26 protein-coding genes are annotated in these 21851 nt (G+C 64.3%); 13 read left to right on the top strand and 13 right to left on the bottom strand.

The window, feature by feature from the left end:
- The first annotated feature begins 36 nt into the window (after positions 1-36).
- Positions 37-1320 (top strand): ABC transporter permease, encoded by a 1284-nt coding sequence (locus H8B03_RS14255; protein ID WP_193142543.1) that lies wholly within the window; start codon positions 37-39, stop codon positions 1318-1320.
- The gene (locus H8B03_RS14250; RefSeq protein WP_193142542.1) at positions 1313-1996 is read left to right on the top strand and encodes an ABC transporter ATP-binding protein; all 684 of its coding nucleotides are present in this window, start codon (positions 1313-1315) and stop codon (positions 1994-1996) included. The genes H8B03_RS14255 and H8B03_RS14250 overlap by 8 nt, the downstream gene beginning before the upstream one ends.
- Positions 1997-2052: 56 nt before the next feature.
- Here H8B03_RS14250 and H8B03_RS14245 read toward each other — a convergent pair whose 3' ends face one another.
- The 5 genes from H8B03_RS14245 to parE all read right to left on the bottom strand — a co-directional run bounded on the left by H8B03_RS14245 (position 2053) and on the right by parE (position 6416).
- Complete coding sequence (locus H8B03_RS14245) at positions 2053-2490, bottom strand: DMT family transporter (protein ID WP_193142652.1); 438 nt, start codon at positions 2488-2490, stop codon at positions 2053-2055.
- Positions 2491-2554: 64 nt separating this feature from the next.
- Complete coding sequence (locus tag H8B03_RS14240; protein ID WP_193142541.1) at positions 2555-3022, bottom strand: DUF302 domain-containing protein; 468 nt, start codon at positions 3020-3022, stop codon at positions 2555-2557.
- 72 nt (positions 3023-3094) lie between these two features.
- Entirely contained in the window at positions 3095-3757 is a 663-nt protein-coding gene (locus H8B03_RS14235; RefSeq protein ID WP_193142540.1) for a DNA-3-methyladenine glycosylase I, read from the bottom strand.
- A 29-nt stretch (positions 3758-3786) separates the two neighbouring features.
- Complete coding sequence (locus tag H8B03_RS14230; protein WP_193142539.1) at positions 3787-4434, bottom strand: hypothetical protein; 648 nt, start codon at positions 4432-4434, stop codon at positions 3787-3789.
- A 20-nt stretch (positions 4435-4454) separates the two neighbouring features.
- Positions 4455-6416: a DNA topoisomerase IV subunit B gene (gene parE, locus H8B03_RS14225; protein ID WP_193142538.1), complete on the bottom strand. Its 1962-nt coding sequence runs from the start codon at positions 6414-6416 to the stop codon at positions 4455-4457.
- Between the two features lie 138 nt (positions 6417-6554).
- Between parE and H8B03_RS14220 the strand changes: the two genes are divergently transcribed.
- Both H8B03_RS14220 and H8B03_RS14215 read left to right on the top strand, forming a co-directional pair.
- Complete coding sequence (locus H8B03_RS14220) at positions 6555-7319, top strand: hypothetical protein (protein ID WP_193142537.1); 765 nt, start codon at positions 6555-6557, stop codon at positions 7317-7319.
- A 53-nt stretch (positions 7320-7372) separates the two neighbouring features.
- Entirely contained in the window at positions 7373-8749 is a 1377-nt protein-coding gene (locus tag H8B03_RS14215; RefSeq protein ID WP_193142536.1) for an MATE family efflux transporter, read from the top strand.
- A 9-nt stretch (positions 8750-8758) separates the two neighbouring features.
- Here the strand turns inward: H8B03_RS14215 and H8B03_RS14210 are convergent, their stop codons facing one another.
- Complete coding sequence (locus H8B03_RS14210; protein ID WP_193142535.1) at positions 8759-9961, bottom strand: pyridoxal phosphate-dependent aminotransferase; 1203 nt, start codon at positions 9959-9961, stop codon at positions 8759-8761.
- Between the two features lie 48 nt (positions 9962-10009).
- On the opposite strand from H8B03_RS14210, the gene H8B03_RS14205 reads away from it, so the two are divergent.
- The 3 genes from H8B03_RS14205 (at position 10010) to H8B03_RS14195 (ending at position 11279) form a co-directional block, all read left to right on the top strand.
- Positions 10010-10435, top strand: coding sequence for a helix-turn-helix transcriptional regulator (locus H8B03_RS14205; RefSeq protein WP_226925941.1), 426 nt, complete (start codon positions 10010-10012; stop codon positions 10433-10435).
- Positions 10435-10719 carry a succinate dehydrogenase assembly factor 2 gene (locus H8B03_RS14200; protein ID WP_193142534.1) on the top strand — a complete coding sequence of 95 codons (285 nt, stop codon included), beginning with the start codon at positions 10435-10437 and terminating at the stop codon, positions 10717-10719. The genes H8B03_RS14205 and H8B03_RS14200 overlap by 1 nt, the downstream gene beginning before the upstream one ends.
- A gap of 107 nt (positions 10720-10826) precedes the next feature.
- The gene (locus H8B03_RS14195; protein ID WP_394355479.1) at positions 10827-11279 is read left to right on the top strand and encodes a MarR family winged helix-turn-helix transcriptional regulator; all 453 of its coding nucleotides are present in this window, start codon (positions 10827-10829) and stop codon (positions 11277-11279) included.
- Between the two features lie 63 nt (positions 11280-11342).
- Here H8B03_RS14195 and H8B03_RS14190 read toward each other — a convergent pair whose 3' ends face one another.
- A complete protein-coding gene (locus H8B03_RS14190) occupies positions 11343-11771 on the bottom strand; it encodes a VOC family protein (RefSeq protein ID WP_193142532.1) in 429 nt (142 codons plus the stop codon).
- 179 nt (positions 11772-11950) lie between these two features.
- On the opposite strand from H8B03_RS14190, the gene H8B03_RS14185 reads away from it, so the two are divergent.
- Entirely contained in the window at positions 11951-12766 is an 816-nt protein-coding gene (locus H8B03_RS14185; RefSeq protein ID WP_193142531.1) for a thymidylate synthase, read from the top strand.
- Positions 12767-12768: 2 nt separating this feature from the next.
- Positions 12769-13248, top strand: a complete 480-nt coding sequence (locus H8B03_RS14180; protein WP_193142530.1) for a dihydrofolate reductase — start codon at positions 12769-12771, stop codon at positions 13246-13248.
- 58 nt (positions 13249-13306) lie between these two features.
- On the opposite strand, the gene H8B03_RS14175 is transcribed toward H8B03_RS14180, so the two are convergent.
- The 6 genes from H8B03_RS14175 to thrS all read right to left on the bottom strand — a co-directional run bounded on the left by H8B03_RS14175 (position 13307) and on the right by thrS (position 18547).
- Positions 13307-13516 (bottom strand): cold-shock protein, encoded by a 210-nt coding sequence (locus H8B03_RS14175; protein WP_193142529.1) that lies wholly within the window; start codon positions 13514-13516, stop codon positions 13307-13309.
- Between the two features lie 223 nt (positions 13517-13739).
- Positions 13740-14297: a DoxX family protein gene (locus H8B03_RS14170; RefSeq protein ID WP_193142528.1), complete on the bottom strand. Its 558-nt coding sequence runs from the start codon at positions 14295-14297 to the stop codon at positions 13740-13742.
- A gap of 4 nt (positions 14298-14301) precedes the next feature.
- Entirely contained in the window at positions 14302-15051 is a 750-nt protein-coding gene (locus tag H8B03_RS14165) for a DUF2063 domain-containing protein (protein ID WP_193142527.1), read from the bottom strand.
- A complete protein-coding gene (locus tag H8B03_RS14160; protein WP_193142526.1) occupies positions 15048-15914 on the bottom strand; it encodes a DUF692 domain-containing protein in 867 nt (288 codons plus the stop codon). The genes H8B03_RS14165 and H8B03_RS14160 overlap by 4 nt, the downstream gene beginning before the upstream one ends.
- A 57-nt stretch (positions 15915-15971) precedes the next feature.
- A complete protein-coding gene (locus H8B03_RS14155) occupies positions 15972-16262 on the bottom strand; it encodes a DUF2282 domain-containing protein (RefSeq protein ID WP_193142525.1) in 291 nt (96 codons plus the stop codon).
- A 338-nt stretch (positions 16263-16600) separates the two neighbouring features.
- Positions 16601-18547 (bottom strand): threonine--tRNA ligase, encoded by a 1947-nt coding sequence (gene thrS / locus H8B03_RS14150; RefSeq protein WP_193142524.1) that lies wholly within the window; start codon positions 18545-18547, stop codon positions 16601-16603.
- Positions 18548-18783: 236 nt separating this feature from the next.
- Here thrS and H8B03_RS14145 point away from each other — a divergent pair, with 236 nt between their 5' ends.
- The 4 genes from H8B03_RS14145 to H8B03_RS14130 all read left to right on the top strand — a co-directional run bounded on the left by H8B03_RS14145 (position 18784) and on the right by H8B03_RS14130 (position 21791).
- Positions 18784-19539 carry an SDR family NAD(P)-dependent oxidoreductase gene (locus H8B03_RS14145; protein WP_193142523.1) on the top strand — a complete coding sequence of 252 codons (756 nt, stop codon included), beginning with the start codon at positions 18784-18786 and terminating at the stop codon, positions 19537-19539.
- A gap of 67 nt (positions 19540-19606) precedes the next feature.
- Complete coding sequence (locus H8B03_RS14140; RefSeq protein ID WP_193142522.1) at positions 19607-20368, top strand: alpha/beta fold hydrolase; 762 nt, start codon at positions 19607-19609, stop codon at positions 20366-20368.
- Positions 20365-21357 carry a carboxylesterase gene (locus H8B03_RS14135; protein ID WP_226925939.1) on the top strand — a complete coding sequence of 331 codons (993 nt, stop codon included), beginning with the start codon at positions 20365-20367 and terminating at the stop codon, positions 21355-21357. The genes H8B03_RS14140 and H8B03_RS14135 overlap by 4 nt, the downstream gene beginning before the upstream one ends.
- Positions 21339-21791: a GNAT family N-acetyltransferase gene (locus H8B03_RS14130; RefSeq protein ID WP_193142521.1), complete on the top strand. Its 453-nt coding sequence runs from the start codon at positions 21339-21341 to the stop codon at positions 21789-21791. Before H8B03_RS14135 ends, H8B03_RS14130 begins: the two co-directional genes overlap by 19 nt.
- The last annotated feature ends 60 nt before the right edge of the window (positions 21792-21851 follow it).

The raw sequence follows: 21851 nt of genomic DNA, 5'->3' as shown, positions 1-21851 counted from the left end.
CTCAGGGTCCGCGCGAGCAGACAGGCAGAGACGTATATGGCCCAGACACCACCCTTTTCCCGGTTCGAATGGATGATCGCCTGGCGCTATCTGCGCGCGCGGCGGGCCGAAGGTGGCGTCAGCGTGATGACATGGATTTCGCTGGTGGGCATCGCGCTGGCGGTGTTCGCCCTGATTGCCACGCTGGCCGTGCGCTCGGGCTTTCGGGCGGAATTCGTGGATACGATCCTGGGCGCCAACGCCCATGTCACCTACTACAACATCACCCGGCTGAATGACGCGGGCGAGCCCGAGCGGCTGATCCCCGATTACCTTGAGGTGGCCGACCGTCTGCGCGCCGTTCCCGGCGTCACCCGCGTGGCGCCGCTGGTCAAGGGGCAGGTTCTGGCCGGCGGGCGCGGCCGCAACGCCGGGGTGCAGGTGTACGGGATGGCGGCCGAGGATCTGGCCGCCCTGCCGCGCATTGCCGATCCCGAGATGGGCACGGGCGACCTGGCCCGCTATGGCGAGGGCGTGTCCATCGGCGCGGGCGTGGCGCGGATGCTGGGGTTGCTGCCCGGCGACCAGATCAAGCTGATCTCGCCTGACGGTGCCAAGACGCCTTTCGGCACTTCGCCGCGTGTCGGCGTCTACGAGGTGGTGCATGTGTTCAGCGCCGGCCGCTATGACATTGATTCCACGCGGGTCTACATGCCCTTTGCCGAGGCCCAGTTGTTCTTCAACCGTGACGGGGTGGCCGACGAGATCGAGATCATGCTGGCCAACCCCGAAGATGTGGCCAGGGTCATGCCGGACCTGTGGCGCGAGGCAGGCAACGACGGGCTGTTCCAGACCTGGCAGGATGCCTCGGGCGCTTTCCTGCGGGCGCTGGCGGTCGAGGACAACGTGATGTTCGTGCTGCTGTCGGTGCTGGTGCTGATCGCGGCAATGAACATCGTGTCGGGACTGATCATGCTGGTGAAGAACAAGCAGGGCGACATCGGCATCCTGCGCACCATCGGGCTGACCGAGGGCGCGGTGCTGCGGGTGTTCTTCATCTGCGGCGCTTCGGTCGGGGTCATCGGCACGCTGGCGGGCGTGGTGCTGGGCTGTCTTTTCGCAATTTATATCGATCCGATCTTCGCGCTGGTCAACGGGCTGTCGGGGGGCGGGGTCTGGGATCCGTCGATCCGGGGCATCTATTATTTGCCCGCGCAGCTGCATCTGGACGACGTGCTGACCGCCATGGGACTATCGCTGTTCCTGTCCTTCGTGGTGACGATCTTTCCGGCCCGACGTGCGGCGCGGATGAACCCGGTGGAGGCGCTGCGTCATGGCTGAGCCGATGCTGGAGCTGACCGGGATCACGCGGGTCTACAACAAGGGGCGGCCGGGCGAGGTTTCGGTTCTGCGCGGCGTAGATCTGCGCATCGCGCCGGGGGAACTGGTGGCGCTGGTGGCGCCCTCGGGGGCCGGCAAGTCAACGCTGCTGCACATCGCGGGGCTGCTGGACCGTCCCGACGCGGGCCGGGTCAGTATCGACGGGCGCGACACCGGGGCGCTGCGCGATGGCGCGCGTACCCGGATGCGGCGCGAACGGGTGGGCTTCGTTTACCAGTTTCACCACCTGCTGCCGGAATTCTCGGCGCTGGAAAACATCGTCCTGCCTCAACTGGCCAATGGGGTGGGGCAGGCAGAGGCCGCCCGTCGGGCGGAAGATCTGTTGGGGCGCGTCGGGCTGACCGCCCGGGCCGGGCATCGGCCCGCGGCCCTGTCGGGTGGCGAGCAGCAGCGCGTGGCCTTCTGCCGGGCGCTGGCCAACGCGCCGGGGCTGTTGCTGGCGGATGAACCCACCGGCAACCTTGATCCCGACACGGCGGAAACGGTGTTCGACGTCATGGTCGCCATGGCGCGGGATACCGGTCTGGCCGGTCTGGTGGCCACCCATAACCCGGATCTTGCGGCGCGCATGGACCGCGTGTTGCGGCTGGAGGGCGGGCAATTGGTGGCGGCCTGACGGCCGCGGATTTCCGCCTTCGGCGGGAGTATTTCTGCCAAGAAGAAGGGCGCGGGTCAGCCCTTGAGGGCGAGGCCGAGGCCCAGGGCCATGGTGGCGATGCCTGCCAGACGCAATGGGCTGAGGTCGGTCATCGGCGCGCCCAGCAGCCCGAACCGGTCGATCAGGGCGGCAGAGACGAGCTGTCCCAGCAGCACGAAGAACACCGCGTTGCCGACGCCGAAATGGGGCGCGGCCCAGGTGATGGTCAGCACGTAGAAGGCGACCAGCGTTCCGGCAAGATAGAGAGGCCAGGGGTGGCCGGTGAGGATCGCGGGCGCCCGGGGCGCGCCGCTGAGCAGCACCACAAGCGCTGTGGCCGAAAGCGCGACACCGAACAGCACGAGGGCCGCGGAGATCGGCGATCCGATGCGCTGCCCCAGCCCGGCGTTCAGCGCGGCCAGCACCGGGATGCCGAGACCGGCCAGGAACATGACGGCGGCGTATTTGAACATCTCGGGCATTGCGATCTCCTTCCGGGATCACAAAGCACAGGGGCCGGGGGCAGGCAATGGGGGGTCAGTCGGCCAGGGCCTGTTCGGCGACACCGGCAAACAGCGCGTCCAGTTCGGCGGCGGCGGCGGCCAGATCCGTGCCGCCTTCGTCAAGATAGGGGGCGAAGACATGGCTGGGGGTCTTGTAGGACAACAGCGCCGTGCCGTCCGGTTCCTCGGTCACATAGACGCGGATCGGGGCTTCGATCATCGCTGCGGTTGACAGGCCAAGGATGCGCACCGCGAAGACGTTGTTGAACAGCCCGATAACCTGGTTGCCGGGAATGGTGATGCCGCGCGCCTTGGCGGCCCCGGTGGGACCGGCCTGGGTGACGACGCCAAGCTGGTTTTCGGCGGCGGCGGCTTTGACCGCGTCGATCATCTGGTCATAGGTCTTGGCGCTGGCGTGGATGGCCCATCCGTTACGCGGGGCGATGCTGTCGGCAAAGGCGGGGCTGGCGAGAAGGGTAAGGGCGAGGGCGATGCGGCGCATGGGAGGATCCTTGTTGTTTGCCCCACCCTAGCGCCGATCCTGCGAGCCCCTCATCACGCTTGGGTGAAGGCGTCAGACCGACAGGGCCAGCACGCGGCAGACCTCGGTCAGGGAGCGGCCGGATTGCGCCATCCAGGTGTTGAAGGCCTCCTGCACCGCCGCCATGGCCTTTTTCGAGGTGGGCGGTTTGTCGATCACTCCTTCGGCGATCAGCCGGGCGACCACATCCTTGGACAGGATGAAACTGTCGACGCCCATCTTGCGCAGGGCGTATTGGCCGGTGGTGCCACCAATGCGGGCGCCGTGTTTTTTCATCAGCGCCAGCAGGCCGATGAAATCGGTGGCGGGCCATTCGCCGAAGACCTGTCCGGCGCCGCCCTGCGCGCGCAGGGATTGCAGGAACACCGCGTTGTCGCGCACCGAGGTGACCTTGGCGCCGTTGCGGATGATGCGGGGGTCGGACATGAGTTCATCGAACCAGCCGTCATCCATCATGGCGCAGGCGTTCACGTCGAAGCCCTTGTAGGCCGCCAGAATATCCGGCCATTTGTTTTCCACCACGCGCCAGTTCAGGCCGGTGGAGAAGATTGCGCCGGAAAAGGCGGCCAGCCAGTCGGCTTCGGGGATCTGCGCGATCTCGGCGGGTGGTTTGGGGCCGTGGACCTGGTATTTCACAGACTCGGGCGAGCCCTTGCGGGTGACGGCGATGGTGTAGATGTCGTTGAAGGCGCGCATAGAAACTCGCAGGTTAAGAGCGTTCGGTTCTACTGAAATGGATCGAGTTCTTGGCCCCGGCCTGTGCCCGCAAATGGATCTCCTGACTTTGAAACAGCGTCGTTGTACGACTTTTGGCATTCAACTACTTCTTTGAATGCGAGACCCGACCCCTTCAGAGAGAACACGCCGAGACTGTTTCCCTCAAAACTCCACGACATATTGATTTCTCTCATGAACTCGTCAACAAACAGCCCTGCGGACTCAGACATTGCATCTATTTGAAAATGTATGCCAAAAAGCGGATCGCTTTTTGTGCCAATCATGTCAAGATTCCAAGGTATTTCGTTCCCAAATTTTACATCTATCGGATATTCTTTTCCCTCTTCAAGCGACTTCCAGTTTTCGCTTACGAGATTGACATGAAATAGCAACTCATCATCCACTCTCATCAAGCCGATAGAAAACGCCGTGCCTCCGTCAAATGATGCAAATGCCGCGCAGCCGTTTGAATCAGGGTAAAAGTCGATCTCCCACCACCCAACCGACTTCCACGAAAGCGGATCCGCGTAGACCGGACCGGACCCTATACAACAAAACAAAACACATCCGAACATTGAGGATGCGACGAACTTTCTTCTAATAACGTTCTTGCAACCGTAAGACAAAGCAATCTCGACTTTTTTCGATGTGAGCATACCGTCTGTCTTACAGTCGGTCAAACATCCAGTTCCTCGACAAACCGCGCGTTGTCCTGGATGTACTCGAACCGCTTTTCGGGTTTCTTGCCCATCAGCCGTTCGACAAGATCGGCGGTTTCACCCGGTTCGTCGTCGTCCACGGACACCCGGATCAGTTTTCGGGTGGCCGGGTTCATGGTGGTGTCTTTCAGATCCTTGGCGTCCATCTCGCCCAGACCCTTGAAGCGGCTGACGTCGATCTTGCCCTTGCCGCCCAGTCCCTTGGCCAGCCATTCGTCGCGCTCGACCTCGTCCAGGCAATAGACGCGCTTGGCGCCTTGGGTCAGCCGGTACAGTGGCGGGCAGGCGAGGTAGAGGTGGCCGTTGTCGATCAGCGGGCGCATCTGGGAAAAGAAGAATGTCATCAGCAGTGCTGCGATATGGGCGCCGTCGACGTCCGCATCGGTCATGATGATGATCTTCTCATAGCGCAGGTCGTCGACGCGGAACTTGGTGCCCATCGAGACCCCCAGTGCCTGCGACAGGTCGTTGATCTCGGCGTTCTGGGTCATCTTCGACGAAGCTGCGCCCAGCACGTTCAGGATCTTGCCACGCAGGGGCAGCAGGGCCTGGGTCTTGCGGTCCCGCGCCATCTTGGCCGAGCCGCCGGCGCTATCGCCCTCGACGATGAACAACTCGGTGCCGGCGCGGTTGGCGGCCGAGCAATCCACCAGCTTGCCGGGCAGGCGCAGCTTCTTGGTGGCGGATTTGCGGGCGGTTTCCTTTTCCTGGCGGCGGCGCAGGCGTTCCTCGGCGCGCAGCACGAGGAAGTCGAGGATTGCGCCGGCGGATTTCGTGTCGGCGGCCAGCCAGTTGTCGAAGTGGTCGCGCACGGCGTTTTCCACCAGGCGGGCGGCCTCGGTGGTGGCGAGGCGATCCTTGGTCTGACCGACGAATTCCGGTTCGCTGATGAAACAGGACACCAGCGCGCAGCCGCCGGTGATCAGGTCTTCGCGGGTGATGTCCTTGGCCTTGCGGTTGCTGGCCAGTTCGCCATAGGCGCGGATGCCCTTCAGGATCGCGGCCCAGAAGCCGGCCTCGTGGGTGCCGCCTTCGGGGGTGGGGACGGTGTTACAGTAGGACTGGATGAAGCCGTCGCGGGCCGGGGTCCAGTTGATTGCCCATTCGACCAAGCCGGGTACGCCGAAACGTTCCTGGAACTGCACCTTCCCTGCGAAAGGGCGGTCGGCATAGGTGGCCGCGCTGCCCAGGGTTTCGGTCAGATAGTCCGACAGGCCGCCGGGGAAGTGGAACACCGCCTCGGCCGGGGTTTCGCCATCGTCGATGTGGGATTTCCAGCGGATCTCGACGCCCGAGTAAAGGTAAGCCTTGGAGCGGGCCATCTTGAACAATCGCGCGGGCTTTAACCTTAACTTACCGAATATCTCGGCATCAGGATGGAAGGTGACCGAGGTTCCACGGCGGTTGGGGGCCTGCCCGACCTCGGTCACCGGTCCTTGTGGGATGCCGCGGGAAAACTCCTGCGCGTAGACGGTCTTGTTGCGCGCGACCTCGACCCGGACGTGATCGGACAGGGCGTTGACGACCGACACGCCGACGCCGTGCAGACCGCCCGAGGTTTCATAGGCCTTGCCCGAGAACTTGCCGCCCGCGTGCAGGGTGCACAGGATCACTTCCAGCGCGGATTTGTCGGGGAATTTCGGATGCGGATCCACCGGGATGCCACGCCCGTTGTCCTTGATGGTGACCGAGCAATCGCCGTGCAGTTCGATCTCGATACGGCTGGCGTGGCCCGCGACGGCCTCGTCCATCGAGTTGTCCAGAACCTCGGCCACCAGATGGTGCAGGGCGCGCTCATCGGTGCCGCCGATGTACATGCCGGGCCGTTTGCGCACCGGCTCCAGCCCTTCCAGCACCTCGATCGAGGCGGCGTCATAGGCAGGCGACGGTTGCGCCCCGGTCAGAAGGTCATCGGCCATGGAACTGCTCTTTTGTTGGTATTTCGGGCCAGTCTACAGGCAGCGGGCAGGGAAGGGCAATCACTCCTGCGCCCTCACTTGCGTTGATTCGCCTCTCGTGCCACAAGATGTGGGAGGCGAACGCATGGGAAAAACACGATGCGAGCAGTAGGTTTTGGGACGGTTCTTGCCGTCCTGGCGGGCATTTCGGCGGCCCATGCACAGAACGCCGAATTCGACGCGGCGCTGAGCCACGCGGCGCGCGAAGAGGTCACCCAACCGGGCGATTCCGACAAGTCCGACAACGACATTTCCCGGCTGGCCATGGCGCTCAGTTGGGATGCGGGCGGCGACGGACGAATGCGGGCGGCGCTGGAACTGGGCGTGGGCAACGAGGATTTCGATGGCCCCTATCCGGCCCTCAACGGGTTCGAACTGGCGTTCGGGCGGCGGGTCGGCATGCAGCGCTATGCCGCCGGGGCGCGGATCCGGTCCGACGATGATTTTTCGACGACGACAGAACTGGCCTACAGCGCCGAGCATTTCGGCCGCTCCATCGACTGGCACGGGCTGTTTGGAATGCAGTTTGTCGCCGATTCCGACGATGTGCCGGGGCGGGACGGACCGGGGTTGTTCGGTCAGGTCGACGGCGATTTTTATATCAATGACAACTGGTTGCTGATGGCCGGGGCGTTGGCCGATACCGATGGCGCGGTCTACGGCTTTGGCACGGAGTACCGTTTTGACGGCGCGCCGATCAGCCTGTTCCTGGACTATGCCGAGGCCTTCAACGATTATCGCGGCCAGCAGAAATACGACTCCCTGTCGGTGGGCATCCGCATCATGCCAAAGTCCAAGTCCTTGCGATCCTTCCATCAGAGCAACCTGAGCCGTGCAATGTTCCGGCTGGTTGAAGTGCAGTAGCACGCGCTCCCACGGCCCTTGAGGGGGCACGGCAATCGGAGTAAGGGCCGGGGATGTCCCGACCCTTGACCTTTTCCGCGCATCTGAAAGCGACCCTGACCCTTGGCCTGCCGTTGATCGGCGGGCAGTTGGGTCAATTGCTGATCCATGTCACCGATACGGTGATGATGGGCTGGTACGGCATCACCGAGCTTGCGGCGCTGGTGGTGGCAACCTCGGTCATCTTCGTGTTCCTGATCCTTGGCTCCGGGTTTGCCTGGGGCGTGATGCCCCTGGTGGCCGCGGCCGCCGAAGAGGGCGACGACATCCAGGTGCGCCGGGTGACCCGCATGGGGCTCTGGGCGTCGATGGGGTACTGCGTGGTGGTTCTGCCGCCGCTGGTAATGGTGCAGGATCTGTTCGGCATGCTGGGGCAGGTGCCCGAGGTGGCGGTGCTGGCCGACCAGTATTTTGCCATCGGCCTGTGGATGATGGTGCCGGCGCTGGTGATCATGCTGTTGCGCAGTTACCTTTCAGCGCTGGAGCGCACGCAGGTGGTCCTCTGGGTCACGCTGGCGGCGGCGGCGGTGAACGCCGTGATGAACTATCTGCTGATCTTCGGCACCTTCGGATTTCCCGAAATGGGGGTGCGCGGTGCGGCCTGGGCCTCTATCGGGGCGAACGTCGCGGCGGCCATCTTGCTGATCATCTACGCGCGCTGGAAAGAGCGGCGGCGCGAGATCTTCGTGCGCTTCTGGCGGCCCGATTGGGCGGCGCTGCGGCAGGTGTTTCGCATCGGTGCACCGATCGGGCTGACCAGCCTGGCCGAGGCCGGGCTGTTTTCCTTCGCCTCTGTCCTGATGGGCTGGATCAGCGCCGAGGCCCTGGCCGCCCATGGCATTGCGATGCAATACGTCACGGCCACCTTCATGGTGCATCTGGGCCTGGCACAGGCGGCGACGGTGCGGGCCGGGCGTGCCTATGGCCGCAAGGACGCCGCTCTTCTGGTCGGCGGGGCCAAGGCGGCAATGGCATTGTCGGCGGCGGTGGCGATTGTCACCGTAATTGTCCTCGTGGCGCTGCCCGAACCCCTGGTCCGGCTGTTCCTTGATCCCGATGATCCGCAACTGCCCGCAATCGTGGCCATCGGTGTCGGCCTTCTGGCGGCTGCCGCGATCTTCCAGGTGACCGATGCGGCGCAGGTCATGGCCCTCGGGTTGCTGCGCGGGGTGCAGGATACCCGGGTGCCGATGATCTATGCGGCGGTCAGCTATTGGGGCGTTGGCGCGCCGGTGGCCTGGTTCCTGGGCTTCCACATGGGTTTTGGCGGGGTCGGCATCTGGCTGGGTCTGGCGCTGGGTCTGACCACGGCGGGCATCCTGATGATGCGCCGGTTCTGGACCCGGATCGTTCCGAAAGTGGCGGCGGCGCGCAGGGCACCGGCCGCCTGATCTGGTCGTTTACGACAGTGCCGCGCAGAACGACTTGATCCGCCCGCAGGCCTCGGTCAGCGCGTCGTCCGAGGTGGCATAGCTGACCCGGAAGCAGGGCGAGGTGCCGAAGGCCGCGCCGAAGACCACGGCAACGCCGGTTTCCTCAAGCAGGGCCGTGGCGAAGGTTTCGTCATTCTCGATGACGGTGCCTGCGCCCGACGTCTTGCCGATGCACGCCGCAATCGACGGGTAGACGTAGAAGGCGCCTTCCGGGGTCGGGCAGGTGATGCCTTCGCAGTCGTTCAGCATCGAAACCACAAGGTCGCGGCGGCGTTTGAAGGTCTGGTTGTTGACCGGAATGAAATCCTGCGTGCCGTTCAGGGCTTCGACCGCCGCCCATTGGCTGATCGAGCAGGGGTTCGAGGTGCTTTGCGACTGGATCTTCCGCATCGCGCCGATCAGCTCCTTGGGGCCGGCCGCATAGCCGATCCGCCACCCTGTCATCGCATAGGCCTTGGACACGCCGTTGACGGTCAGGGTGCGGTCGTACAGCGCCGGCTCGACCTCGGCCGGGGTGCAGAAGTCGAAGTCGTCATAGACGAGGTGTTCGTACATGTCGTCGCTCATCACCCAGACGTGGGGATGGCGCAGCAGCACATCGGTCAGGCCTTTCAGTTCGGCGCGCGAATAGGCCGCGCCCGACGGGTTCGACGGCGAGTTGAAGATCAGCCATTTGGTCTTGGGCGTGATCGCGGCCTCCAGCGCCTCGGGCGTCAGCTTGTAGGCATTCTCGGCGGTGGCTTCGGCAATCACCGGCTCTCCGCCGGCCAGCAGCACCATGTCGGGATAGCTGACCCAATAGGGGGCGGGGATCACCACCTCGTCGCCGGGGTTCAGCGTGGCCATCAGGGCGTTGTACAGGATCTGCTTGCCGCCGGTGCCGACCGAGACCTGTGCCGGTTCATAGTCCAGCCCGTTGTCGCGCTTGAACTTGGCGCAGATCGCCTGCTTCAGCTCGGGGATACCATCGGGGGCGGTGTATTTGGTCTTGCCCGCGGCGATTGCCGCGACGGCGGCATCCTTGATGTTCTGGGGCGTGTCGAAATCCGGTTCGCCCGCGCCCAGGCCGATCACGTCCTTGCCGGCGGCGCGCAGTTCCGCGGCCTTTGTGGTGACCGCGATGGTCGGGCTGGGTTTCACGCGGGCAAGGGTTTCGGACAGGAAGCTCATCGGTCTCTCCGGTTGTCATGGGGGTAGGCTATGCTTAGGGTGCGCCGCATGACGGATCAAGAGACCACGGACATGAGCGGCGCTGAAAATCCCGAAGAATGGTTCAGTTCTGAAACTTCGACCTTCGGAGACCGGCTGGCCGGCGCGCGGGAGGCCGCCGGCATGAGTCGCGGGCAACTGGCCCGTCGGCTGGGTGTCAAGGAAACCACGGTCGCCAAGTGGGAAGACGACTTCTCGGAACCGCGCGCCAACAAGCTGCAGATGCTGTCGGGCATCCTTGGCGTGTCGCTGACCTGGCTGCTGACGGCCGAGGGCGAAGGGCTGGACGGCCCCGCCGTCGAGGACACGATCTCGGACGATCTGGCCGCGATCCTGACCGAGATGCGGGTGCTGAAATCCGAGATGCAGCGTAGCGCTGACCGCGTGGGCCTGCTGGAAAAGCGCCTGCGTCAGGTGCTGAAAGAGGACAAGTGATGGCGGAAACGGCAGAGGCCCGGATCAAGCGCATGAAGATGCGCTCGATGCGGCGGGGCATCAAGGAAATGGACCTGATCCTGGGTGGCTTCGCGGATCGTGAGCTTGAAGGGCTGAACGAGGCCGATCTGTTGATCTATGACGCGCTGCTGTCGGAAAACGATCACGATCTGTACCAGTGGATCAGCGGCCAGAAACCGACCCCGCCCGAGTATCTGGAACTGATGACCCGCATCGCCGCCAGCCAATCGACCGCAGTCTCGCACGGTTCGCGCCCAGTTTAACGTGATCTTGGGAAAATGCGCTGAATGTTTTCGCCAGTTGCTTATTGGCGGAGGTTTTCAGGATGAGTGTTCACCCAGGTATCGGGGAAAAGGCGGAACAGTCGGTGATGTCCAGCTATCTGGATGTCATGTCGCTGGTCGAACGGCTGCACCGGCTGCTGCTGGATGTGATCAAGGATGAGTTCGAACGGCTCGGGATCATCGAGATCAACGCGGTGCAGGCGCTGCTGTTGTTCAACATCGGCGACAATGAGGTCACCGCAGGCGAATTGAAAAGCCGCGGCTACTATCAGGGCTCCAATGTCTCCTACAATCTCAAGAAGCTGGTCGAGATGGGGTTCATGGACCACCAGCGCTGTCAGATCGACCGCCGTTCGGTGCGGGTCAAACTGACCGAGAAGGGGCGCGAGATCCGGGCGATCATGCAGGATCTGTTCGCGCGCCATGCCGACGGTCTGGAAAGCCACGGGGTAATGGGTGCCGATGGCATGGCCCAGATCAACACCTCGCTGCGCCGGGTCGAGCGGTACTGGAGCGACCAGATCCGCTACATCTACTAAGCATCGTCCGGGCGCCGACACGCCGCCCGAACCAGGGACCAGAACGGTCCGCGCGCATCCAGATCACCAGTGACCGGTGTTCTCCATGCTCGCCCAAGGCTCCTGCGGGGGCAGAGATTTTCCCTTCTGAAGCAATTCGATCGACACGTTGTCCGGCGACCGCACAAAGGCCATGTGCCCGTCACGCGGCGGACGGTTGATCACCACGCCGTTGTCCATCAGGTGCTGGCAGGTCGCATAGATGTCGTCGACCGCATAGGCCAGGTGCCCGAAATGGCGGCTGTCCGAGGGCAATCCCTCGTCCCCATCCCAGTTATAAGTCAGTTCCAGCGGGCAGTCCGGCTGATCCGGCGGCGCCATGAAGACCAATGTGAAACGTCCGCCTTCGCTGTCCGTGCGTCGGGTCTCTTCCAGTCCCAGCAGGCGGTAGAAGGCCATAGACGCCTCAAGATCTTTCACGCGCACCATGGTGTGGAGGTATTTGATCGTCATCGGGATCCCCTGTTGTTGATGGCGCAAACATAGGCGGAGCGGCGGCGGTTGCAAATGCCCTGGCGCCTCTGCCGGGCCCGCGATCTGCTTTGCCGGTCGGGGTGGAACGGGTACACATCGGAAAACGGCATCCGGCACCCGAGTCGCGCCGGTGCAGGACAGCCCGCAGGGAGGGAAACGTGCAGGAATATCTCAACGCATTGCAAACGGTGCTGCAGAAGGGTGTCGACTCCTCGGATCGCACCGGCACCGGCACCCGGTCGTATTTCGGGCTGCAGTGCCGCTATGATCTGCGCGCGGGATTTCCGCTGGTCACCACCAAGAAGCTGCACCTGCGGTCGATCGTGCACGAACTGCTGTGGTTCCTGTCCGGCGATACCAACATCCGCTACCTGAAAGACAACGGGGTGCGCATCTGGGACGAATGGGCGGATGAAAACGGCGACCTTGGCCCGGTCTATGGCCACCAGTGGCGGCATTTCCCCAAGGTCGAGACCGGCTCCGCCGGTCCGATCATCGGCGAGGTGGACCAGATCGCCAAGCTGGTCGAGGCCATCCGCACCAGCCCCGACAGCCGCCGGCTGATCGTCTCGGCGTGGAACCCCGGCGAGGTCGACGTGATGGCGCTGCCGCCCTGTCACACGCTGTGGCAGGTTCGGGTGCAGGGTGACACCATGCATCTGCAACTCTATCAGCGCTCGGCGGACATGTTCCTGGGCGTGCCCTTCAACATCGCCTCTTACGCGCTGCTGCTGGCGATGCTGGCGCAGGTGACCGGCTACAAGCCCGGCGAGTTCATCCATTCCATTGGAGATGCCCATATCTATTCCAACCATATGGAACAGGTGGCCGAGCAGTTGTCGCGGACCCCGCGCGCCCGTCCGACCCTGATGATCACGCGCGAGGTGCCGTCGATCTTCGACTTCCGCTACGAGGACTTCGAATTCCTGAACTACGATCCGGCGCCGGTGATCCGCGCGCCGGTGGCGGTCTGACCATGATGACGCTGATCGTTGCACGGGCCAGAAACGGCGCCATCGGGCGGGACGGGGATATTCCGTGGCATGCGCCCGAGGATCTGAAGGCGTTCCAACGTGAAACCCTGGGCGGGGCGATCATCATGGGCCGCCGGACCTGGGAAAGCCTGCCGTTCCGCCCGCTGAAACGCCGCTTCAACTGCGTCGTCTCGGGGGGGCAGATCGACGGTGCCGATGCGGTCTGCACCAGTGTCGAGGCCGCGATGACCGCCTGCGCGGCGGCGGGCTATCACCGGATCTATGGCATTGGCGGTGCGGGGATCTACCAGGCGATGCTGCCGCTGGCCCATCGGCTGATGATCACCGAGGTTGATCTCGACGTGCCGGATGCCGATACCTTCTTTCCCCGCATCGATCCAGCCGACTGGACGGTGGTGGCCCGCACACCGCTGCGCAGCACCGCGCCGGTCTGCGAATTGGGCGAATGGTTGCGGCTGTAAACGCAAAAAACGGCCGCGATGGCGGCCGTTTTCTTGGTCTCATGCGGTCTGAGCCGGGTCAGCTTTCCAGCGACAATTCCGAGGCCGACGCCCGCCCGTCGCGGCCTTCGCGCAATTCATAGGAAATCTTCTGATTGTCGGCGAGGCCGGTCAGCCCGGCGCGCTCGACCGCTGAAATGTGTACGAACACATCCTTGCCGCCGTCGTCAGGGGCGATGAAGCCATAACCTTTTGTGGTGTTGAACCATTTCACGGTGCCTGTGGGCATCGCGTGTCTCCTTGTCCTCCCCGCCGGAGCGGGCCGTTTGTCTTCAGCCGAAACCGTATCGACCGTGGTGTACGGGGGCGGCGGGACCGCCCCCTGTCCCTATTGAACAAGCATGTTGGGGCAAAAAGGCAAGTCCGGAGTGCTCCATCCCCGCCCATTTTTCCCATGGTTCCTGGTGCGGCGCACTGGGCTGCCCGGAAACCGGGCAACCGACCCATGCCGGTCAGACCTCGACTTTACGGTTCAGGACAAAACGGTCGGCGGCGAAGGGACCAGCGCCTTTCAGCACCAGAACCAGAAGCAGGAAGATCCAGAACGACCGCTGATCGACGATCAGGCTGCTCGGGTCGCGGTCGAACCATGCCCCGATGTCCTTGGCCGCCAGCCCGTGCCCGGTGATGTCCACCCAGCTTTGCACGATGACGAAGCCGATCATGCCAAGGGCCGCCGCGCGGGTGAGCAGCCCGATGACGATCATCAACGGCAGCAGAAACTCGGCATAGGTGCCCAGGAGCACGACAAGCCAGTGGAAAAAGCCCAATTGGCTGGTGTCATAGCCCGCGGCCTCCATCGCCTTGGGGAAGATCTGGATGTAGGCCCCGGCCGAGGGAAACAGGAAGCCGAAGATGCCATCGCCGATTTTGGTCATCGCCGACGCCCAATAGTAGACCAGAAGGGTGCCGGCAAAGACCAGCCGGGCAAGGGTCGGGGTCAGCCAGCCATCGGTGGCGCGTTCCAGCAGGCCGAAGACGGAATTGTACAGGGAAACAAGGGTTTTCATGGGGTCAGCTTTCGGTCAGGGAATGGATCGCGCCACGGGTCAGAAGCAGGCCCAGCGTGGCGCTCAGGTCGAAGTCGGGATCGGTGCGGGTGGCCTGGTCCAGCGCGGCACCGAAACGGGTGCCGGCTTGCAGGGCCTGGCAGAAGGACGCGGCACCGGGGGTCAGCGGGTCAACCATGGGATCAAATCCGGGGCGCGAGATCAGCACCGACTCGGCCTGCGGGGTCGGGGGCGGGGCGGAGGCCTGGGTATTGGCGCGCCAGATGCCATGGACCGGGTAGGGTGAAGACAGCACGCGCATCGCCGGGGCCATGATGAAGCCGGTGGTCATCAGCACGTCGGTGGGAAGGTCTTGCAGGCGCGCGGGGTCGAGCGGTGTGCAGTCTGCAGCGTGATAGGCTTCGCGCAGGGCCAGTTCCAGCCGTGCCACATCGGCCAGATAGGGCAGATGCGCCACCGGTGGGAAGGCTTCCAGGAAGGTTGGAAACGCGGTGCCATAGGTCATCAGAAGCGGCGTTTGCGGGGGGGATTGCCGCAGGTGGATGCCGACCATGGCCTTGAAGAAGTCTTCCCCGACCAGCTTGCGGATGACCGGAAATCCGGTTTCCAAGGCTTCGGTCAGGCTGACCGCCACGTTGTTGCGGTAGACGTCGAATCGCTTGCCGGCAGGGGCGCCGTCTGGGCCCGTCAGACCGTCCGGTACCGGGGACGCAGGGTCCAGAAGGGCCTCTCCAAAGGTCGAAAGGCGCGTCATTGCGCGGGCACCAGGACAGGTGCCAGCAGGTCGGCCGCGCGGCGGGCCTCTGACACCAGCACAGGCCAGTCCGGCACATCGGTGTCCCATTCGATCAGGGTCGGGCGTGGACCGCCACGGCGCAGGGTATGGGCATACAGCGTCCAGACCGGGTCCACCACCGGGGCGCCGTGGCTGTCGATCAGCAACAGTGCGCCCGCATCATCTGTATCCTCATCATGGCCGCCAAGATGAATTTCGCCCACAAGATCCAGCGGGAAGGCGTCGATATAGGACACGGGATCGGTTTGCTGGTTGGTGGCCGACACGAACACGTTGTTCACGTCCAGCAGCAGGCCACAGCCGGTGCGGGTCGCGATCTCGCGCAGGAAGTCGACCTCGGCCATCTCGGTTTCAGAAAACGCCAGGTAGGTCGAGGGGTTTTCCAGCAGCATCCGGCGGCCCAGAGCCTCCTGAACCTGATCGATATGGGTGCAGACCCGGTCCAGCGTGGCGGCGGTATAGGGCAGCGGCAGCAGGTCGTTCAGAAAGCCGCTGTCATGGGTCGACCAGGCCAGATGTTCCGAAAAGGACGCAGGGGCAAGCCAGCCCAGCAGCGTCTTCAGGCGCGACAGATGATCGGTGTCCAGCGGGCGTTCTCCGCCGATCGACAGACCGACACCATGCACCGAGATCGGGAAGCGTTCGGCCAGCGCCCGCAACTGTGCCAGCGGGCGTCCGCCTGCCCCCATGTAGTTCTCGGCGTGAACCTCGAACCAGCGCACGGGGCCGGGGTCGGCCTCGATCGCCGCGAAATGGCTGGGCTTGTAGCCGACGCCGACGGCATCGGGCAGGGCGGTGAACGGCGGGCGGCTGAACGACATGGGAACCTCGGGCAGTCAGGGGTGGGCAGGCCGATCCCGGCCCGCCCGACAGGCCGATCAGGCGGGCAGATCGCGGTCCAGGGCTTCCAGCGAGCCCATGCGCCCGTCGGGAAGTTTCATTTCCGTGCAGGTGCCCTTGGCCACCAGTGTCCAGGCGTTGCCCTGGTAGTCCACGGTCGAGGTGCCAGCGCATGTGGTGCCGGGACCGGCTGCGCAATCGTTCTCGCCAGCCAGCGACACGCCATAGCATTTTTCCTGGGCTTGCGCGTGGGCCGGGGCGGTGGCGGCGGTGGCAACAGCGGCGGCGACGGCGCCAGCGACGGCAAGATGCTTCACGGTGTTCGACATGGGTCTATCCTTGTTGGGTTGTATGTGTTTCGGTGCCGCATCGGGCGACAGGGAAATCCTAGACGCTGGCATGAGCCGATCCCACACACGGCTCCGTGACTCACCGGGCTGTCATATCCTGTCAGGTGGCGGCCGGGGGTCGAGGTGCGCAAGGCATTGTTTTCATTTGATATGACGCCGAAGTGTTGCAATTTCCGGCATCGCTTGGGGCCGCGATGCACGAAATGTTACAGGTTTCGCGGTCGATGGCGGTACCGGCCCGCGCGGAAAAATCCAGGCCTGAAACACTTCGGCCCGCGGAAAACCGCGGGCCGTTGCATTTGGGATCGGGAGGTGGATCAGACCAGATCGGGCGGCGTGGCCTCTTGGGTCAATTGCCCGACAATCTCGTCCAGCGGCACGACGCTGGTGGTCTTTTCGCCCAGCCGGCGGACCGAGACCGAGCGGTTCTCGACCTCTTTCATGCCGATGGCCAGAATCACCGGCACCTTGCCCAGCGAGTGCTCGCGCACCTTGTAGTTGATCTTCTCGTTGCGCAGATCGGCCTCGGCGCGCACGCCGGCGGCGGTCAGCGCGTTGACGACTTCCTGACAATAGGCATCCGCGTCCGAGATGATCGAGGCCACCACCACCTGACGCGGGGCCAGCCAGAACGGCAGTTTGCCGGCGTAGTTCTCGATCAGGATGCCGAGGAACCGTTCGAACGAGCCCAGAACCGCACGGTGCAGCATGACCGGGCGATGCTTGTCGCCATCGGCGCCGATGTAATTGGCGTTCAGGCGCTCGGGCAGGTTGAAATCTGCCTGGAAGGTGCCGCACTGCCACTCGCGCCCGATGGCGTCGGTCAGCTTGAAGTCCAGCTTCGGCCCGTAGAACGCGCCTTCGCCGGGGTCGAGTTCGAAATCGTTGCGCACGCTGAGGATCGCCTTTTCAAGCGCGGCCTCGGCCTTGTCCCAGATCTCGTCCGAGCCGACACGCTGTTCCGGCCGCGTCGACAGCTTGATGTCGAATTTGCCAAAGCCGGTGTCGGTATAGACGCGGCTGAGCAGGTCGATGAACTTGGCGCATTCGCTTTCGATCTGATCCTCGGTGCAGAAGATATGCGCGTCATCCTGGGTGAAGCCGCGCACCCGCATCAGCCCGTGCAGCGCGCCATGCGCCTCGTAGCGGTGGCACGAGCCGAACTCGGCCAGCCGCATCGGCAGGTCGCGATAGGACTTCAGGCCCTGGTTGAACACCTGCACATGGCAGGGGCAGTTCATCGGCTTCAGCGCATTGGTGCGCTTTTCGTTGGCATGTTCCTCATCGATCTCGGTGGTGAACATGTTCTCGCGGTACTTGTCCCAATGGCCGGACTTTTCCCAAAGCTTGCGGTCCACCACCTGCGGGGTCTTGATTTCCTTGTAGCCGTCGCGCGTCAGCTGGCGGCGCATATAGTCTTCAAGCTCGCGGTAGATGGTCCAGCCGTTGGGATGCCAGAACACCATGCCGGGCGCTTCTTCCTGGAAGTGGAAAAGCTCCATCTCCTTGCCAAGGCGGCGGTGGTCGCGCTTTTCGGCTTCTTCAAGGAAGTTGAGGTATTTCTTCAGCCCGTCCTTGTTCTGGAAGGCGACGCCATAGATGCGCTGCAACTGTGGACGGTTGCTGTCGCCGCGCCAATAGGCGCCAGCCACCTTCATCAGCTTGAAGGCATCGGCGGGCACCTGTCCGGTATGTTGCAGATGCGGGCCGCGGCACAGATCCTGCCAGTCGCCGTGCCAATACATGCGCAGCGGCTCGTCGCCCGGAATGGCGTCGATCAGTTCGACCTTATAGGGCTCGCCCCTGTCCTTGTAGTGCTGGACGGCGCGGTCGCGTTCCCAGATCTCGGTCCGGACCGGATCGCGGGCGGCGATGATCTCGCGCATCTTCTTTTCGATGGCGCCCAGGTCTTCGGGAGTGAAGGGCTCGGCGCGGTCAAAGTCGTAGTACCAGCCGTTGTCGATCACCGGGCCAATGGTGACCTGCACGTCCGGCCACAGCTCCTGCACGGCGCGGGCCATGATGTGGGCGCAGTCGTGGCGGATCAGTTCCAGCGCCGGGGCGTCGTCCTTCAGGGTGTGAATGGCAATCTCGGCATCGGCCTCGATCGGCCATTGCAGATCCCAGTGCTGGCCTGCGACGGTGGCCGAGATGGCCTTCTTGGCCAGCGAGTTGGAAATGCCGGCGGCCACATCGGCAGGGGTCACGCCTGCGGGGTAGGAGCGGCTGTTGCCATCGGGAAAGGTGAGGGAGATGTCTGCCATGATCTGGCCTCCTCGTCGGTTTGGCGCCCACGGAACGCCCGGTTGCGGGTATGGTTTCGCGGGTCTTCTGGGCGCTTGGCGGCGGGGTGTCAAGACGGCTCGGCGGGTGCGCGGGGGCCGATGGTGTGCCGTGAGTATTTTTGCCAAGAAGAAATGGCTGGCGCGGCGCAGGGTGCGGGCGATTGCCGCCACCCCGGCGATTGCCTAGGGTTCAGGAAAACCGGCGGAGGCATGGCATGAGCGAACGGGTGGCGATTGTGACGGGGGCGGCGCGGGGCATTGGCCTGGCCACCACGCGGCTGTTCCTGGAGGAAGGGGTGCGCGTGGCCATGGTGGACCGCGATGCGCCCGCCCTGCGCGACGCCGTGGCCGGGCTGGACGGGGTACTGGCGCTGGAGCGCGACGTGTCGCGCCCCGAGGATGCAACAGCCATCATGGCCGAGACCGAGGCGGCTTTCGGGCGGATCGATCATCTGGTCAACAATGCCGGGGTCGCCGATTTCGGGCCCATCGAGGAGACCGACTTCGCGCGCTGGCGGCGGGTGATGGAGACCAACCTGTACGGGGTGTTCCTGTGTTCGCAGGCGGCGATCCCGGCGCTGAAGAAGACGCGCGGGACCATCGTGAACATCGCGTCGATCTCGGGGCTGCGGGCCTCGACCCTGCGGGTGGCCTATGGCACCTCGAAGGCCGGGGTGATCCATCTGACCCAGCAGCAGGCGGTTGAGTTGGGGGAACATGGCATCCGGGCCAATTGCGTGGCGCCGGGGCCGGTGCGGACAAAGCTGGCCATGGCGGTGCACAGCCCCGAAATCATCGCGGCCTATCACGACGCCTTGCCGCTGAATCGCTATGGCAGTGAGGAAGAGATCGCCCGTGCCATCGTCTTTCTGAGTTCGGACAAGGCCAGTTTCGTGACCGGGCAGACGTTGTCTGTCGATGGCGGCTTCGAGGCCACGGGCATCGGCCTGCCCGCGTTGCGCCAGGAATGAGCCGCAGAAAACCCTTGTTCGCGGCGGCCGCTGCGGCGAGGTTTGCGCGACATTGCAAGGAGCCGACATGACCGAGCCGAACTATCTGGACACGCCGCAGGGACGGCGCATCGCCTATCATCGCAGTGCCGGGACCGGGCCGGGCCTGGTGTTTCTGGGCGGTTTCGTGTCGGACATGGAAGGCACCAAGGCGCTGTATCTGGAAGATTGGGCGCGGGCGCAGGGCCGCGCCTTCGTGCGCTTCGACTATTCCGGGCACGGGCAGTCGTCCGAGGACTTCATCGACGGCTGTGTCGGCGATTGGACCGAGGATGCGATGGCGGTACTGGAGGCGTTGACCGAAGGGCCGCAGGTGCTGGTCGGGTCGTCCATGGGGGGCTGGATTGCGCTGCTTTGCGCGCGGGCGATGCCGGCGCGGGTGGCCGGGATGGTGACCATTGCCGCGGCACCCGATTTCATGACCACCTCGATGTGGGCGGAACTGGGCGCGGACGGGCAAAAGCGGGTCATGGAGGAGGGCATCTATGAGATCCCATCGGACTATGACGCGCCCTACCGCATCACCCGCCGGATGATCGAGGATGGCCACGACCAGACGGTGCTGGACAAGCCGCTGGCACTTGAGTTCCCGGTGCGCTTCCTGCAAGGCACCGAAGATGAAGCGGTCGAAACGGATGTGGCCCTGCGCCTTCTGGCACATGCCACCGGGCCGGATCTGCGGCTGACGCTGGTGAAGGGCGCGGATCATCGGTTTTCCACGCCGGAATGCCTGGCCCTGATCGAGAGCTCGGTGGAGCAGGTGCTGGCAGCAACAGGAGACGCGCGATGATGGGAATGATCCTGACACTGGTGAAATGGGCGGTCGGGCTGGCCATTCTGGCCTGGGGGACGCTGGCGCTGCTGGACTGGATCGGGCCGACCGAACCGGCGGATCTGGCAACCGAGTTCGATCCCGCGCAGCTGGGCGCCGATCTGGATGTCTGGCTGGCCGAGCAGGAGGCGCAGGTGGCAAACCTGCGCGACAATGCCGCCAAGGAGATTGTCTGGGCCGGGGAACCGGGGGGGCAGACGCCCCTTTCGGTGGTCTATATCCACGGGTTTTCCGCCACCAAGGCCGAATTGCGGCCGCTGCCCGATATGGTCGCCGCGTCGCTTGGGGCAAACCTTTACCTGACGCGCCTGCCGGGTCACGGTCGTGATTCAGCGGCCATGGGGGAGCCGGAAGTCAACGACTGGATGACCGATGTTGCCGAAGCGCTGGCCATCGGCGCGAGTCTGGGCGAACGGGTGATCGTCATGGGCAATTCCACCGGTGCGACGCTGGCTGTGGCGGCCGCCGCCGATCCGGCCCTGAACGCGCAGATGGCAGGTTTGGTTCTGATGTCGCCGAATTTCGGGGCTGCCGGGCTGAAGGGGCGGGCCATCGAATGGCCGCTGATCAACTCGTGGGGCAGGCTGGTGATTGGCGATACCTACAGTTTCGAGCCGCGCAACGCCGGCCATGCGGAAAACTGGACGACCTCATACCCGTTCGAGGCGGTCGCGCGTCTGGGAGCCCTGAGCCACAAGGTGCGCAACATGGATCTTGGGGCGATGACGGTTCCGGCGATCTTCTTTGTGTCGAACGAGGATCAGGTGATCGACCCCAAGCTAGCCCGCCGTGCGTCGGCGGACTGGGGCGCGCCAAGCGAGCTGGTGCCGGTCGTGCGCGTCGAGGGGGATGATCCCAGCGGGCATGTCCTGGCCGGTGATATCCTGAGCCCCAACAAGACCGCACCGATCGCCGAGCGAATCGTGGCATGGGCGCGCGGCCTGTAAACCCGGATGGCGCGGCGATTGTCATTGCCGCCGCGCCCGATCCGACCCTGGCCGAGGAACGGCTGCGGCGTCACCTGATCGCGGACAATCTGCGCGTCTCGGATATCGGCGATGAACGGTCAGTCGTGCTGGAAGCCCGCAACAGCACCGGCCGGGTTCTGGGCGGTGTTGCGGCGGTGCTTTGGGGGCAATGTCTGGAGATTGACCTGCTGTGGGTGGATCCCGAAGCACGCGGGCAAGGCATCGGATCACGCCTTCTGGCGGATCTGGAATGCCGGGCGGGGGCCGAGGGCGGGCGCCGGGCCCTTGTGAACACTTTCAGCTTTCAGGCGCCGGCTTTCTATCGCCGCGCCGGGTATCGCGAGGTCTACCGGCAGGAGGGCTTCGGAGACGGCACCGTCACCAAGGTCTTCTTCGAAAAGGATCTGGGGTAACGCCCGGCCATGAAAAAGCCCGCTCGGGTGAGCGGGCCTTTGCAATGTCGCGGCTTGTGG

The organism is Meridianimarinicoccus sp. MJW13, assembly GCF_014901205.1.
Taxonomy (GTDB): domain Bacteria; phylum Pseudomonadota; class Alphaproteobacteria; order Rhodobacterales; family Rhodobacteraceae; genus Meridianimarinicoccus.
Note: the sequence above shows the minus strand (reverse complement) of the source record. Positions and strands in the feature narration are given on the sequence as shown.

Bases quoted from the DNA above. Each gene is read 5' to 3' on its own strand.
- H8B03_RS14255 (WP_193142543.1), top strand. From the start codon at position 37: ATGGCCCAGACACCACCCTTTTCCCGGTTCGAATGGATGATCGCCTGG.
- H8B03_RS14250 (WP_193142542.1), top strand. From the start codon at position 1,313: ATGGCTGAGCCGATGCTGGAGCTGACCGGGATCACGCGGGTCTACAAC.
- H8B03_RS14245 (WP_193142652.1), bottom strand. From the start codon at position 2,490: ATGTTCAAATACGCCGCCGTCATGTTCCTGGCCGGTCTCGGCATCCCG.
- H8B03_RS14240 (WP_193142541.1), bottom strand. From the start codon at position 3,022: ATGCGCCGCATCGCCCTCGCCCTTACCCTTCTCGCCAGCCCCGCCTTT.
- H8B03_RS14235 (WP_193142540.1), bottom strand. From the start codon at position 3,757: ATGCGCGCCTTCAACGACATCTACACCATCGCCGTCACCCGCAAGGGC.
- H8B03_RS14230 (WP_193142539.1), bottom strand. From the start codon at position 4,434: ATGCTCACATCGAAAAAAGTCGAGATTGCTTTGTCTTACGGTTGCAAG.
- parE (WP_193142538.1), bottom strand. From the start codon at position 6,416: ATGGCCGATGACCTTCTGACCGGGGCGCAACCGTCGCCTGCCTATGAC.
- H8B03_RS14220 (WP_193142537.1), top strand. From the start codon at position 6,555: ATGCGAGCAGTAGGTTTTGGGACGGTTCTTGCCGTCCTGGCGGGCATT.
- H8B03_RS14215 (WP_193142536.1), top strand. From the start codon at position 7,373: ATGTCCCGACCCTTGACCTTTTCCGCGCATCTGAAAGCGACCCTGACC.
- H8B03_RS14210 (WP_193142535.1), bottom strand. From the start codon at position 9,961: ATGAGCTTCCTGTCCGAAACCCTTGCCCGCGTGAAACCCAGCCCGACC.
- H8B03_RS14205 (WP_226925941.1), top strand. From the start codon at position 10,010: ATGACGGATCAAGAGACCACGGACATGAGCGGCGCTGAAAATCCCGAA.
- H8B03_RS14200 (WP_193142534.1), top strand. From the start codon at position 10,435: ATGGCGGAAACGGCAGAGGCCCGGATCAAGCGCATGAAGATGCGCTCG.
- H8B03_RS14195 (WP_394355479.1), top strand. From the start codon at position 10,827: ATGTCCAGCTATCTGGATGTCATGTCGCTGGTCGAACGGCTGCACCGG.
- H8B03_RS14190 (WP_193142532.1), bottom strand. From the start codon at position 11,771: ATGACGATCAAATACCTCCACACCATGGTGCGCGTGAAAGATCTTGAG.
- H8B03_RS14180 (WP_193142530.1), top strand. From the start codon at position 12,769: ATGATGACGCTGATCGTTGCACGGGCCAGAAACGGCGCCATCGGGCGG.
- H8B03_RS14175 (WP_193142529.1), bottom strand. From the start codon at position 13,516: ATGCCCACAGGCACCGTGAAATGGTTCAACACCACAAAAGGTTATGGC.
- H8B03_RS14170 (WP_193142528.1), bottom strand. From the start codon at position 14,297: ATGAAAACCCTTGTTTCCCTGTACAATTCCGTCTTCGGCCTGCTGGAA.
- H8B03_RS14165 (WP_193142527.1), bottom strand. From the start codon at position 15,051: ATGACGCGCCTTTCGACCTTTGGAGAGGCCCTTCTGGACCCTGCGTCC.
- H8B03_RS14160 (WP_193142526.1), bottom strand. From the start codon at position 15,914: ATGTCGTTCAGCCGCCCGCCGTTCACCGCCCTGCCCGATGCCGTCGGC.
- H8B03_RS14155 (WP_193142525.1), bottom strand. From the start codon at position 16,262: ATGTCGAACACCGTGAAGCATCTTGCCGTCGCTGGCGCCGTCGCCGCC.
- thrS (WP_193142524.1), bottom strand. From the start codon at position 18,547: ATGGCAGACATCTCCCTCACCTTTCCCGATGGCAACAGCCGCTCCTAC.
- H8B03_RS14145 (WP_193142523.1), top strand. From the start codon at position 18,784: ATGAGCGAACGGGTGGCGATTGTGACGGGGGCGGCGCGGGGCATTGGC.
- H8B03_RS14140 (WP_193142522.1), top strand. From the start codon at position 19,607: ATGACCGAGCCGAACTATCTGGACACGCCGCAGGGACGGCGCATCGCC.
- H8B03_RS14135 (WP_226925939.1), top strand. From the start codon at position 20,365: ATGATGGGAATGATCCTGACACTGGTGAAATGGGCGGTCGGGCTGGCC.
- H8B03_RS14130 (WP_193142521.1), top strand. From the start codon at position 21,339: ATGGGCGCGCGGCCTGTAAACCCGGATGGCGCGGCGATTGTCATTGCC.